General features: G+C 63.9%; 12 protein-coding genes. 1 reads left to right on the plus strand and 11 read right to left on the minus strand.

Annotated features, from left to right (window positions below):
* Positions 1–13: 13 nt before the first annotated feature.
* From AACH55_RS03505 to AACH55_RS03540, 8 genes are all read right to left on the minus strand, one after another.
* Positions 14–1,006, minus strand: a complete 993-nt coding sequence (locus tag AACH55_RS03505; RefSeq protein WP_338718035.1) for a SprT family zinc-dependent metalloprotease — start codon at positions 1,004–1,006, stop codon at positions 14–16.
* A gap of 67 nt (positions 1,007–1,073) precedes the next feature.
* Positions 1,074–1,856 carry a 1-acyl-sn-glycerol-3-phosphate acyltransferase gene (locus AACH55_RS03510; RefSeq protein WP_338718036.1) on the minus strand — a complete coding sequence of 261 codons (783 nt, stop codon included), beginning with the start codon at positions 1,854–1,856 and terminating at the stop codon, positions 1,074–1,076.
* Between the two features lie 73 nt (positions 1,857–1,929).
* Positions 1,930–2,487 carry a D-glycero-beta-D-manno-heptose 1,7-bisphosphate 7-phosphatase gene (gene gmhB, locus AACH55_RS03515; protein ID WP_088754633.1) on the minus strand — a complete coding sequence of 186 codons (558 nt, stop codon included), beginning with the start codon at positions 2,485–2,487 and terminating at the stop codon, positions 1,930–1,932.
* Positions 2,488–2,578: 91 nt separating this feature from the next.
* Positions 2,579–4,699: a glycine--tRNA ligase subunit beta gene (glyS, locus tag AACH55_RS03520; protein ID WP_338718037.1), complete on the minus strand. Its 2,121-nt coding sequence runs from the start codon at positions 4,697–4,699 to the stop codon at positions 2,579–2,581.
* Between the two features lie 81 nt (positions 4,700–4,780).
* Positions 4,781–5,698, minus strand: a complete 918-nt coding sequence (gene glyQ / locus AACH55_RS03525; RefSeq protein WP_338718038.1) for a glycine--tRNA ligase subunit alpha — start codon at positions 5,696–5,698, stop codon at positions 4,781–4,783.
* A 121-nt stretch (positions 5,699–5,819) separates the two neighbouring features.
* On the minus strand, positions 5,820–7,445 hold the full coding sequence (gene lnt, locus AACH55_RS03530) for an apolipoprotein N-acyltransferase (RefSeq protein ID WP_338718039.1): 1,626 nt from the start codon (positions 7,443–7,445) through the stop codon (positions 5,820–5,822).
* Positions 7,446–7,472: 27 nt separating this feature from the next.
* Complete coding sequence (locus AACH55_RS03535) at positions 7,473–8,351, minus strand: transporter associated domain-containing protein (protein WP_338718041.1); 879 nt, start codon at positions 8,349–8,351, stop codon at positions 7,473–7,475.
* Between the two features lie 211 nt (positions 8,352–8,562).
* Positions 8,563–10,206 (minus strand): methyl-accepting chemotaxis protein, encoded by a 1,644-nt coding sequence (locus AACH55_RS03540; protein WP_338718042.1) that lies wholly within the window; start codon positions 10,204–10,206, stop codon positions 8,563–8,565.
* Between AACH55_RS03540 and AACH55_RS03545 the strand changes: the two genes are divergently transcribed.
* Complete coding sequence (locus tag AACH55_RS03545) at positions 10,183–10,533, plus strand: hypothetical protein (protein ID WP_338718043.1); 351 nt, start codon at positions 10,183–10,185, stop codon at positions 10,531–10,533. The two genes, AACH55_RS03540 and AACH55_RS03545, sit on opposite strands and share 24 nt — an antisense overlap.
* Here AACH55_RS03545 and ybeY read toward each other — a convergent pair.
* From ybeY to miaB, 3 genes are read right to left on the minus strand one after another with little or no spacing between them, the layout of a single operon-like run.
* Positions 10,525–10,980, minus strand: coding sequence for an rRNA maturation RNase YbeY (gene ybeY, locus AACH55_RS03550; protein ID WP_338718044.1), 456 nt, complete (start codon positions 10,978–10,980; stop codon positions 10,525–10,527). The genes AACH55_RS03545 and ybeY overlap by 9 nt on opposite strands.
* Positions 10,967–12,085, minus strand: coding sequence for a PhoH family protein (locus AACH55_RS03555; protein WP_338718045.1), 1,119 nt, complete (start codon positions 12,083–12,085; stop codon positions 10,967–10,969). The genes ybeY and AACH55_RS03555 overlap by 14 nt, the downstream gene beginning before the upstream one ends.
* A 29-nt stretch (positions 12,086–12,114) precedes the next feature.
* Entirely contained in the window at positions 12,115–13,455 is a 1,341-nt protein-coding gene (gene miaB, locus AACH55_RS03560; protein ID WP_338718046.1) for a tRNA (N6-isopentenyl adenosine(37)-C2)-methylthiotransferase MiaB, read from the minus strand.
* Positions 13,456–13,489: the final 34 nt, after the last annotated feature.

The following is a 13,489-nucleotide window of genomic DNA, read 5'->3' on the forward strand; positions in this document are numbered from 1 at the left end:
CGCGGCGCACCGGTCAGAAGATCGGCAGGGTTTCCGGGGCGCTGTCGCGCAGGGCTTTCTTGGCGGTCTCGAATTCGGGGAAGATCGATTGCACCGTGGCCCAGAAGCGCGGGCTGTGGTTCATCTCGCGCAGGTGGGCCAGTTCGTGGGCGATCACGTAGTCGATCAGCGGCAGGGCGAAATGCATCAGCCGCCAGTTCAGCCGGATGCGCGCATCCGAGGTGCAGGAACCCCACTGCGTGGTGGCCGAGGACAAGGCATAGGAGCGGTAGCGCACGCCCAGCTTCTCGGCGTAGATCATCAGGCGCTTGCCGAACAGCTCTTCCGCACGTGCCTGCAGCCAGCCTTGGACGCGATCCTTCAGTTGCTGCTCGCCGGCGTCGGCGGGCAGGCTGATGTTGAGTTCACGTGTTTCTTCGTCGAGGAACACCGCCTGGCGCTGTCCGGTGCGGATGCGCAGCGTGATGTCGCTGCCCAGGTAGGGCAGGGTGGCGCCATCGCGCCATTGCATCTGCGGTTGCAGGCGCCGCGCCGAACGTTCGCGGCGCTCGTTGAGCTTGGTCAGGATCCAGCGCTGCTTTTCACGGATGGCGTTGTCGATCTCGGCCAGCGTGACCCACTTGGGCGCGGTCACGCGCAAGCCTTCGTCACTGACCAGAAATCCGATGGTGCGGCGCTTGGAACGCAACAGGGCAAAGTCGATGGTGTGCTCGCCGAGCTGGATGCGGCGCTTGCCGTCGGCCGGACGGGCCGTGGTCGGCGGTGCCAGCAAGGGGCTGGGGGGAGCGGGGGCGGCGGCAGGCTCGGGAATCAGCGGTGGTGGCAGCGGCGCTGCATGTACCACCGGATGTGGGGTCACGATCAACGGCGGCTGCACCGTCGGCGAAGGCAGCGCCGGGCCGGGGTCCACCGGCGGCGATGCCGGTGCCGCGGCAGGCGTGCCAAACAAATCCAGTTGCAGCGAGAGCTGGTCGGGATTGGTCTTGGGTTTGCGGAGCAGTATCAAGGCGGTCGCGGCGTCCTGTGTTGCGGTCGTTAGTTCGTTGGCTACCAAGGAGTGCGGCCGCGCGGCATTAGCGGGATGCCTGGGCGGCCGGCCGGGGCGCGCTGTTGTTGTAGACGTCCGGCGAAATCACGCGCATCTCGGATTCTATCCAATTTTCGACGCGCTCGTTCAACTCCTGGGGAGTCATGCCTTCCGGCGCAATCGGCTTGCCAATCGAGACCGTGATCACGCCCGGCTTCTTGATGAAACTGCCCTTGGGCCAGCACTGGCCCGAGTTCATCGCAATCGGCACCACCAGCGTGTTGGTCTCCACCGCCAGGCGCGAACCGCCGGCCTTGTATTTGCCCTGCGAACCGACTGCAGTGCGCGTACCTTCCGGGAACATCACGATCCACTGTCCGTCGCGCAGGCGGCGGGTGCCATGTTCCAGTACCTGGGCGAAGGCGTCACGGCCTTTCTTGCGGTCGATCGGGATCATGCGCAACAGGCCGATGCCCCAGCCGAAGAAGGGGATGTAGGTCAGCTCCTTCTTGAACACGTAGACCAGCGGACGCGGCATGCTGATGACGTAGAAGATGGTTTCCCAGGCCGACTGGTGCTTGGAGAGCAGGATCACCGGGGCATCCGGCAGGTTTTCCATGCCGCGCACCTCATGGCGGATGCCGCAGATCACGCGCGCGCTCCAGATCACGAAGACGTTCCAGCGCGACGTCCACCAGTAGCGTTGTGCGTAAGGGAAGGGCGCCGACAGCAGGCAGGCGAAGGACCAGATGATGGTGGCCACGGACATGAGGACCATGAAGACCACCGAACGCAGGATCAGGACAAGGCGCAAAATCGTTTCTCCCATGCCGAGGCATGTTGTTGTAATGAATGGGGCAGGCTGCGCGGTTGCAGTCTTGGTCGCAGCCCAGGTGGCAGCACTATACCGATACCCCGACCGGCGACTTGAGAATGAAATCAACCACTGCCGATAAATCCGGGAAAACCAGCGTGCCCGGTGGCAAGCCGCCCTTGGCCTGGGTCTTCTCGCCCTTGCCGGTCAGTACCAGATAGGGGGCGCAACCGGCCACGTAGCCGGCCTGCAGGTCGCGCAGCGAGTCGCCCACGGTGGCCACGCCGCCGCGCAGACTGATGTTGAAGCGCTTGGCGATCTCGTGGAACATGCCCGGCTTGGGTTTGCGGCAATCGCAATTGTCATCGGCCGAGTGCGGGCAGAAGAACACCGCATCGATATCGGCACCGGCTTGCTGGGCCGCGTTGTGCATCTTCTGGTGGATGGCGTTGAGGGTCTTGATGTCGAACAAGCCGCGCGCCACACCGGACTGGTTGGTGGCCACCACGACGCGATAGCCGGCCTGGTTCAGGCGGGCGATCGCTTCTAGCGAACCCTTGATGGGGATCCACTCGTCGGGCGATTTGATGAAGGCATCGGAATCATGGTTGATGACGCCATCGCGGTCGAGAATGATCAGTTTCATTCCTGCTTTCCTTCATGAACACCGCCGCGCCGGGACAAGCCCGTGCGCGGCGGATCGGTGTTGCGTGTGCGACAGCCGGCAGCGTGATCGGTTACGCCGCCAGCTTGGAAATGTCGGCCACCTGGTTGAGCATGCCGTGCAGCGATGCCAGCAGTGCCTGGCGATTCTTGCGCAGTTGCTCATCCTCGGCATTGACCATCACGTCGTTGAAGAAGGCGTCGACGTTCTGGCGCAGCTGCGCCAGGGCCTTGAGCGCGCCGGCGAAGTCGCCCGCAGCATAGGCTGCCTGCACCTGCGGACGCGTGGTCTGCATGGCGGCAAACAGGCCCTGCTCGGCGGCTTCCTTGAGCAGACTTTCCTGCACGGCACCGTGCGCGTCGATGGCCACGCCTTCGATCTTCTTCAGGATGTTGGTGATGCGCTTGTTGGCGGCGGCCAGGGCCTCGGCTTCCGGCAAGGCGGCAAAGGCTTGCACGGCTTGCAGGCGTTCCACCACGTTGTCGAGCACGTCGGGCTGCTGGGCCACCACGGCTTCCACTTCGTTCTGTGCAAAGCCGCGCTCGCGCAGCAGGCCACGCAGGCGGTCATGGATGAAGGCCTGTACCTCGGCGCGCGGATCCTTGAAGTTGGCGTTGCCGGCGAAGAGCGCCACAGCCGCGTCCAGCAAGGCCGACAGCGACAGCGGCAGGCGCTTTTCGACCAGCATGCGCAGCACGCCCAGGGCATGGCGGCGCAGGGCGAACGGGTCCTTGTCGCCGGTCGGCTGCAGGCCGATGCCCCAGATGCCGACCAGGGTTTCCAGCTTGTCGGCCAGGGCCACGGCGGTGCCGGTGGCGGTGGTCGGCAGGGCGTCGCCGGCGAAGCGCGGCTGGTAGTGTTCGGAGGCGGCCAGCGCTACCTCGTCGGATTCACCGTCATGGCGCGCGTAGTACGTGCCCATGATGCCTTGCAGCTCGGGGAATTCACCCACCATGTCGGTGAGCAGGTCGGCCTTGGCCAGCAGCGCGCCGCGCTCGGCCTGGGCGACGTCGCCGCCCAGGAGTGCGGCGATCTTGCCGGCCAGTGCCTGCACGCGCTCGGTGCGTTGCAACTGGTTGCCCAGTTTGTTGTGATAGACCACGTTGGCCAGTTGCGGCACGCGCTCGGCCAGGGTCTTCTTCTTGTCCTGCTCGAAGAAGAACTTGGCATCCGACAGGCGCGGACGCACCACGCGCTCGTTGCCACCGATGATGTGTTCGGGGCGATCGGTCTCCAGGTTGGAGACGATCAGGAAGCGCGAACGCAGACGGCCATTGGCGTCGGTCAGCGCAAAATATTTCTGGTTGGTCTGCATGGTCAGGATCAGGCATTCCTGCGGCACGGCCAGGAATTCATCCTCGAACTTGCATTCGTAGACCACCGGCCATTCGACCAGCGCGGTGACTTCATCGAGCAGCGATTCCGGCATCAGCACCTGGTCGGCACCGGCCTTGGCCAGCAGCGCGGTGCGAATTTTTTCACGGCGTTCGGTGAAGCTGGCGATGACCTTGCCTTGCGTGGCCAGGGCCTCGACGTAGGCATCGGGCGAGGCGATCTGCAACGCGCCCGAGGAGAGGAAGCGATGGCCCAGCGTGGTGCGGCCGGCATCCAGGCCCAGCGTATTGATCGGCACCACGTCGTTGCCCAGCAGCGCCACCAGGTAGTGGGCCGGACGCACGAAGTGCACCGTCTCGCCGGCGGCGCGGCCGAACTGGCGCTGGTAGCTCATGACCTTGGGGATGGGCAGTCTGGACAGGCTCTCGTCGAGCGCCGCCTGCAGGCCCACGGCCAGGGCCGAACCCTTGGCGGTGTAGGTATAGAAGAAGCTTTCGGCCTTGCCATCCTGGGCGCGTTCGAGCTGGTCCGGGGTGATGACGGTGGCACCGGTGGCGGCGGCCAGTGCGGCCAGCTTCTTGACCAACGGCGCGGCGGGACGGCCTTCGGCGTCCAGCGCGACGCTCACCGGCAGCACCTTTTCGCGGATCGATTTGTCCGGCGAAGCCGCACGCACCTGGGTGATGGAAACGGCCAGCCGGCGCGGGGTCGCGTAAGCGGTGGCGGTGGCGCCGGCGTCGAGATAGCCGCGGCTTTGCAGGCCGTTGAAGATGCCATTGGCGAAGGCATCGCCCAGCTTGGCCAGCGCCTTGGGCGGCAGTTCTTCGGTGACGAGTTCTACGAGGAGTGTCTGGTTCATGTTGTCTGTCTTGCTGTCTTGCTCGGGACGCCGGTCAGGAGGAAACCGGACCGGCGCCGCATCATGTCATGGCGTGGTGCTTCAGGCCGCAGCCTTGGCCGGGCCTGCGCCCAGCATCGGGAAGCCCAGGCGCTCGCGCGATTCGAAATAGGCCTGCGCCACCGCCCGCGAGAGATTGCGGATGCGGCCGATGTAGGCGGCGCGCTCGGTGACCGAGATGGCACCACGGGCATCGAGCATGTTGAAAGTGTGGGCGGCCTTCAATACCTGCTCGTAGGCCGGCAGCGCCAGCGGCACTTCCATGAGGCGCTTGGCCTCGGCTTCGTAATTGGTGAACAGCGAGAACAGGAACTCGGTGTTCGAGTATTCGAAGTTGAAGGTGGATTGCTCCACTTCGTTCTGGTGGAACACGTCGCCATAGGTGAGGCGCTTCTTGACGCCGTTCTCGGTCCATTCGGTCCAGACCAGGTCGTAGACGTTTTCCACGCCCTGCAGGTACATCGCCAGACGCTCGATGCCGTAGGTGATCTCGCCCAGCACCGGCTTGCAGTCGAGGCCGCCGACCTGCTGGAAATAGGTGAATTGCGTCACTTCCATGCCGTTGAGCCAGACTTCCCAGCCCAGGCCCCAGGCGCCCAGGGTGGGGTTTTCCCAGTCATCCTCGACGAAACGCACGTCATTTTGCTTCAGATCCAGTCCCAGCGCCTCCAGCGAGCCCAGGTACAGGTCCAGGATGTTTTCCGGGGCCGGCTTCAACACCACCTGGTACTGGTAGTAGTGCTGCATGCGGTTGGGATTCTCGCCATAGCGGCCATCCTTGGGACGGCGCGAGGGCTGGACATAGGCGGCACGCCAGGGTTCCGGGCCGATGGCGCGCAGGAAGGTCGCGGTGTGCGAGGTCCCCGCGCCGACTTCCATGTCGTAGGGCTGCAGCAGTGCGCAGCCCTGGGCGTCCCAATATTCTTGCAACTTGAGGATGATTTGTTGAAATGTCAGCATCGTGTGTGGTTGCCTGGCGAACCGGCGGAGGAATTGCGAAAACCGTGAATTTTAGCGCCTTTTGGGGCGTTTGACCCGGTTTTGCCAGGGGCGCGGTGCTGCCGGCCCCTGGCATTGGAGATCAGTGGCGAATGCGCGCAGCCTTGTTGCGCCCCCACGCCAGCAGCAGCATCAGCAGGGCCAGTCCGACGACGAGCTTGTTGCCCAGCAGAATGTAGGGGGTCTGGCCGGCATAACCCTGCACCTGGCCGGAGAGCACGCCGCGCGTGTAGGGTGGCAGTTCGCTCACGGCCCCGCCCGGCAGGATCACGGCCGTTGCTCCCGTGTTGGTAGCGCGCAGCATGGGACGGCCGGTTTCCAGCGTGCGCATCTGCGAAATCTGCAGGTGCTGGGGCAGGGCAATCGAGTTGCCGAACCAGGCGATGTTGGAGAGGTTCAGCAACAGGCTGGCCTGCGGCTGGCCGGCACGATAGGCATCGCGCAACTGCCCGGCGATTTCTTCGCCGAACAGGTCTTCGTAGCAGATGTTGGGCAGCACCCACTGGTCCTTCACGCCGAAGGGCGACTGCACCGGCGCGCCGCGCGTCATGTCGCCCAGCGGGATGTGCATCAGGTCGACGAACCAGCGGAAGCCCGGCGGGATGAATTCGCCGAAGGGCACCAGGTGGTGCTTGTCATAGCGATAGGGCATCAGCGCCGAGCCCAGTCCCGGACCAAAGCCCAGCACCGAATTGGCATACAGCTGCGGGCCGTCGGACAGTGGAATGCCCAGTGCCAGGTGGCTGCCGCTGTTCTGTGCAAAGCGCGCGATGCGTTCGAGATAGTCCGGTGGCAGTTGCTGCGGCAGCAGCGGAATGGCGGTCTCCGGGGTGGCGATCAGGTCGGCCGGCGCGGCGCTGATCATCTGCTCGTACATGCCCAGCGTGGCCACCAGCGCATCGTTGGAGAACTTCATTTCCTGCGGGATATTCCCCTGCAGCAGGCGCACCGTGATCGGCTGGCCTTGCGGTGTGGTCCACTGCACCAGCCGCAATGCCACGCCCCCGGCGCACAACAGGGCGGCGGTGCACAGCGGCAGCACGATGCGCTGGCCGGTACCCGCCACGCCCTTGCGCGACAGGCCCATCCACAGTAGCGCCAGGCTGCCCGCGATCAAGGCCGAGATTGCACCGACGAAGTAGACGCCGCCAACGGGCGCGAAGCCGGCCAGTGGCCCGGTCGTGTGGGCATATCCTGAGACCAGCCAGGGGAAACCGGTAAAGACCCAGCCGCGCGCCCATTCCGACAAGGCCCACAGTGCAGGCAGCATGCACAGCGCCAGCAGCAGCGGCGAAGACGACCAGCGATGGCGCAGCCAGCCCGCCAGCGCGGTGGCCGCACCCGCATACAGGCCCAGGTAGAGGGCCAGCAAACCGACCGCCAGCGCCGCCATCCAGCCCGGCATGCCGCCATAGTCGTGCATGCTGATGTAGAGCCAGTGCACGCCAGCAGCTGCCCAGCCAAAGCCGTACAGCCAGCCGCGCAGGAAATGACGGCCGGTGGAAGCCTGTGGTTGCGCCAGCACGCCATGGAACAGCCAGGCCAGTGCCAGGATCTGCAAGGGCCACAGCTTGAAAGGGGCGAAGGCGAAGACGTTGATGGCACCGACGGCCACCGGCAGCAGCCAGCCGAGCGCCGCACCGAGGCCGCCGCGCGCAGCGCTCGCGCTGCGCGGCAGGGGCAAGTCTTGAGAAGAGGGGGAAGTCACGATGGCAACGGCCGCGAGATCAGGCGATCACTCGTCGTCCAGCGGTGCCGGTGGCAGCTTGGATACCAGCAGCACATGCACCTGGCGTGCATCGGCACGCAGCACTTCGAAGTGCAGGCCATCGATGTCGAATTCGTCGCCCTTGCGCGGCACGCGGCCCACGTGATTGGCGACCAGTCCGCCGATGGTGTCGGCGTCTTCGTCGGAGAAGCGGCTGCCCACTTCTTCATTGAATTGTTCGATCTCGGTCAGGGCCTTGACGCGCCAGCGCGCACCGTGCGGGCCATCCTTCAAGGCCAGCACATTGTCTTCGGCTTCGTCGAAATCGTATTCGTCCTCGATGTCGCCGACGATCTGCTCCAGCACGTCCTCGATGGTGATGAGACCGGCCACGCCACCATATTCGTCCACCACCACGGCCATGTGATTGCGGTTGGCGCGGAAGTCGCGCAGCAGCACGTTCAGGCGCTTGGATTCGGGAATGAAGATGGCCGGGCGCAGCATGTCGCGCACGTCGAAGGATTCCTCGGCGTAGTAGCGCAGCAGGTCCTTGGCCAGCAGGATGCCGATCACCTTGTCGCGCTCGCCATCCACGGCGGGGAAGCGCGAGTGCGAGGTTGCCAGCACTTCCGGCATCCAGGTTTCGATCGGCTTGGAAATATCGATGGTGTCCATCTGCGAGCGCGGCACCATGATGTCGCGCACGGCTAGGTCGGAAACCTGGAACACGCCTTCGATCATCGACAGCGCATCGGCATCGATGAGATTGCGCTCGTGGGCGTCGTGCAACACTTCGAGCAGTTCTGCCCGGTTCTCGGGCTCGGGGGAAATCAGTGCGGTGAGTCGTTCAAACAGGGAACGATGAGGTTTAGCGTCAGATTTGACGCTACTAGGGTGATCTTGCATGGCGTTAGGCGCGAGCCCGACGTAGTTTCGAAGAGCCATAGGATACAACAATTATGTGACAAGTCCACTAAAGGCCCCCGCCACAGCGGCCCGCCGTCCCGCTTGCCTTTTGGAAATCCTGATGTTTTTACGCCATTGCGGCGGGCAAAAAAAAAGCCGGCATTCGCGATGCCGGCAAATACACCCTCAGGAAAAATCTTCTGTCTGATGCTCAGGCGTAGCTCAGGGACGGCATCGCCGCATCGTCGGAACAGGGCACAGCGGCCTGCTGCCGGGCGCGCGCTGCGCTCGGGGCGGCCTGCTCGGACGTGAGCTTGAAGATGCTCACCACATCGGTCAGCGCCACGCTCTGTTGCTGCATGGACGCAGCGGCCGCTGCAGCCTGTTCCACCAGGGCGGCGTTCTGTTGGGTGGTCTCGTCGATCTGGGCCACGGCATTGTTGATCTGTTCCAGGCCGGCGGTCTGTTCGGCGCTGGCGGCGCTGATGTCCTGCACGATGTGGGTCACGCTCTGGATGCTCCTGACCACTTCGTCCATGGTCGAGCCGGCTTCGCCGACCTGCTTTTCGCCGGTAGCGACCTTGGCCACCGAGTCATTGATGAGCGCCTCGATTTCCTTGGCGGCAACGGCCGAACGCTGGGCCAGCGAGCGCACTTCCGAGGCGACCACCGCGAAGCCGCGTCCTTGCTCACCGGCACGGGCCGCTTCCACCGCAGCGTTCAGGGCCAGGATGTTGGTCTGGAAGGCGATGCCGTCGATCACGCTGATGATGTCCACGATCTTGTGCGACGAGGTGCTGATGGCGTGCATGGTCTGCACCACGCGGCCGACCGCAGCGCCGCCCTTGCTGGCGATGTCGGATGCATTGTCGGCCAGGCGCCTAGCTTCGCGAGCATTGTCGGAGGTCTGCTTGACGGTGGCGGTCATCTGCTCCATCGCCGAGGCGGTTTGCTGCAGCGAGCCTGCCTGCTGTTCGGTGCGGTGGGACAGATCCATATTGCCGCGCTTGATTTCATCGGAGGCCACGGCGATGGTATCGGTACCCTGGCGAACTTCACTGACGATGGCCACCAGGCTGTCGTTCATGCCCTTGAGCGCAGCCATCAGCTGGCCCAGCTCATCCTTGCTGGTGACTTCGATGTGGCTGCCCAGGTTGCCCGATTGGACGCTCTGCGCCACGCTCACGGCCTGCGCCAGGGGACGGGAGATCGAGCGGGTCAGCAGCCAGGCGATCAGTCCGCCCAGCGCCAGGGCCGCGAGGCTGGCTACCATCATGGTCCACTTGGCCAGGGCATAGGCGGCCTCGGCTGCGTCCACATTGGCTTCGGAATTCTTGCGCAGCAGCTTGTTGAATTGCTCCACGTGGGCAATCACCTGCTTGAGAATGGGCATGCAATCCTTGACCAGCGAGGCGCGCGCCGCATCAGTCTGTTGTGACGTCGCCAGCTTGACGATATTGACGGCCACCGGCAGGTATTGCGCTTCCAGCTTGCGCAGTTGCTCCAGCATCTCGCGCTCTTGCGGCGTGGTCGCCGGATCCTGCATCAGGCGGGCCAGTTCGGCCATGCCGGATTCGATATCTTTCTGGGCACTGCCGACCAGATCGACATCGCCTTTCTGTTCGGCGGCCCCGGTGACCACCGTCAGGTTGCGGGCCGCAATGGCACGCAGGCCCACGGCGAATTGCACTTTGGAAAGCGCTTCGAGCTTGCCCTCATCGACGGAGGTCAGGAAGATGATGCGATCATTCAAACGCGACACTTGCTGCAGGCCGAAGGTGGCAACGGCCACCAGCAGAACCAGTATTGCGGCAAAGCCAAGGCCAAGACGATGGCCGATCTTCAGATTCTTCATGACTTCCTCCCCCCGATGGGTTTAATTGGTGTGGAAGCATTCTCATTCAGCTGGAATTTGCTTCCCATCGGGCTTTTCCTGAATTGCCGGGTTAAAACTCAGGAAAAAACGGCGGATAAGTTGCCCTCCATCACGAAAGCGGAAAAATCGATGATGCCATCGGAAAAAACGATTAAATTTTTTGGTGTGACAGACCGGCAACGACTTGAGGGCAAGCACAAAAATGAAATCTCGCCGCAAACAAAAACGGCCTGCCGCAGCAGACCGTTGTGTGCACCATCAGGCTGTCTCGCCGCCGCGGCGAGACAGTGCCCCGATTCAGCGTGACTTGTAGGGATTGTCGTAGCCCAGGCCGGCCAGGATCTCGGTTTCCAGCGCTTCCATCTCGTTGGCTTCCTCGTCATCCTCATGGTCATAGCCCTGCGCATGCAGCACGCCATGCACCACCAGATGAGCGGTGTGTTCTTCCACGCTCTTCTTCTGCTCGGCCGCTTCCTTCTCCAGCACGTCGGTACAGAAGATGATGTCGGCTTCGGTGACTTCGCTGTCTTCATCTTCGGTGTAGGCGAAGGTCAGCACGTTGGTGGCGTAGTCCTTGCCGCGATAGTCGCGGTTCAGGTCACGGCCTTCTTCGGAACCGACGAAACGCAGCGTCAGCTCGGCCGGCGCAAACAGTGCGGCCTGTACCCAGCGGCGCAGGAGTGGGCGGGTGATGCTGTCCTTGAGACGGTCGTCGGCATATTGCACCGACAGCGTGAGTTTATGTTTTGGCATGGCGCGGCTTGGCGGATTTGGTCAGGAGGTTGGTCGCAGTGCGGGCAGTGGCGCGTGCCGTATCGGGGCGCGGGTTGCCGGCGGCGTCGTAGGCATCGACGATGCGCGCCACCAGCGGATGGCGCACCACGTCGGCACTGGTGAAGCGCGAGAAGGCGATGCCGCGCACATCGTGCAGCACCGACAGCGCATCGACCAGGCCACTCTTCTGGCCGTGATGCAGGTCGACCTGGGTGACGTCGCCGGTGATGACGGCCTTGCTGCCGAAACCGATGCGGGTCAGGAACATCTTCATCTGTTCCGGCGTGGTGTTCTGCGCTTCGTCGAGGATGATGAAGGCGTGGTTCAGCGTACGGCCGCGCATGTAGGCCAGCGGGGCGATCTCGATGGCCTGCTTCTCGAAGAGCTTCTGCGTGCGGTCAAATCCCAGCAGGTCGTACAGCGCGTCATACAGCGGGCGCAGGTAGGGATCGACCTTCTGCGCCAGGTCACCGGGCAGGAAGCCCAGGCGCTCGCCGGCTTCCACGGCCGGGCGCGTGAGCACGATGCGTTGCACGGCATCGCGTTCCAGTGCATCGACCGCGCAGGCCACTGCCAGGTAGGTCTTGCCGGTACCGGCCGGACCGACGCCGAAGGTGATGTCGTGTTCCAGGATGGCGTTGAGGTACTGGCTCTGGTGCGGCGTACGTCCGCGCAGGTCGTGCTTGCGGGTCTTGAGGATGGGACTCTCGGGCAGCGGGTCCTGGCTGTCCTGTTCTGCTTCAGCCACCGCAGCGGCGGCCTTGCCACGGCGCGCCGGCAAGGGCGGCAGGCCGGCTTCTTCATCGGCCGCGGCATTGGCGCGCTGCTCGACCAGGGCCAACTGGATATCGTCCACCGCCACCGGGCGGTCGGCCTTCTGGTAGAAGCGCTCCAGCACTTCCACGGCGCGCTCGGCATTGGTGCCGGTGACCACGAAGCGGTCACCGCGACGGAAGATGGTCACATCCAGCGCTGCCGAAATCTGGCGCAGGTTTTCATCGAGGGCGCCGCACAGGTTGGCCAGGCGCTTGTTGTCCAGCGGCTGGGGCGTGAAGTGATGCGGCTGATTGGGAATTTTTTTCAATGCACGATTCCGGTTAGGGGGATGGACACTCAATGCTGGACCACGATCTCGCCACGCAGCGAGAACGGGAAGGCTTCGGTGATGCGGACCTCGATGATCTGGCCGATCAGGCGTTGGCCGTTCGGACCACCGTCGAAGTTGACCACGCGGTTGCTCTCGGTGCGGCCTTGCAATTCATGCTCGCGGCGCTTGGAGACGCCTTCCACCAGCACGCGCTGGACCGTGCCGACCTGCGCTGCACTGATCTTTGCCGCATTCTCGTTGAGCGCCGCCTGCAGGCGCTGCAGGCGGGCCAGCTTGACTTCCTGCGGGGTGTCGTCGGTCAGGTTGGCGGCCGGCGTACCGGGGCGCGGGCTGAAGATGAAGGAAAAACTGTTGTCGAAACCGACGTCGGCCACCAGCTTCATGAGCGCTTCGAAATCTTCCTCGGTCTCGCCGGGGAAGCCGACGATGAAGTCTGACTGCACCGTGATGTCCGGGCGCACCTTGCGCATGCGGCGGATCACCGACTTGTATTCCAGCGCCGTATAGCCGCGCTTCATGGCCGCCAGGGTGCGGTCCGAGCCGTGCTGCGCGGGCAGGTAGAGGTGATTGCACAGCTTGGGCACCTTGGCATAGGTGTCGATCAGGCGCTGCGAGAATTCCTTGGGATGGCTGGTCACGAAGCGGATGCGCTCGATGCCCGGCAGCTCGGCGATGTATTCGATCAAGAGCGCGAAGTCGGCGATCTCGCCATCTTCCATCACGCCGCGATAGGCGTTCACGTTCTGGCCCAGCAGCATGATTTCCTTCACGCCCTGGTCGGCCAGTCCGGCCACTTCGGTGAGCACGTCCTCGAAGCGGCGCGAGACTTCCTCGCCGCGCGTATAAGGCACCACGCAGTAGCTGCAATACTTGCTGCAGCCTTCCATGATGGAGACATAGGCCGTCGCGCCTTCGACGCGGGCCGGGGGCAGGTGGTCGAACTTCTCGATTTCGGGGAAGCTGATGTCCACCTGCGGACGGCCGCTGTAGCGGCGCTCGGAAATCATCTGCGGCAGGCGATGCAGCGTCTGCGGGCCAAACACCATGTCCACGAAGGGCGCGCGCCTGATGATGGCATCGCCTTCCTGCGAGGCTACGCAGCCACCCACGCCGATGAGCAGATCGGGATTGTCCTTTTTCAGCGCGCGCAGACGGCCGAGGTCGGAAAACACCTTCTCCTGCGCCTTCTCGCGGATCGAACAGGTGTTCAGCAGGATCACGTCGGCCTCTTCCGGACGGTCGGTCTTGACCAGGCCTTCGGCAGCATGGAGCACGTCGGCCATCTTGTCCGAGTCGTACTCGTTCATCTGGCAGCCGAAGGTTTTGATGAATACTTTTTTCTGCATAAATCTTTATCAGGCGAAGTGCGCAGGAAGGACG

Source organism: Herbaspirillum sp. DW155, assembly GCF_037076565.1.
Lineage (GTDB): Bacteria > Pseudomonadota > Gammaproteobacteria > Burkholderiales > Burkholderiaceae_D > Herbaspirillum.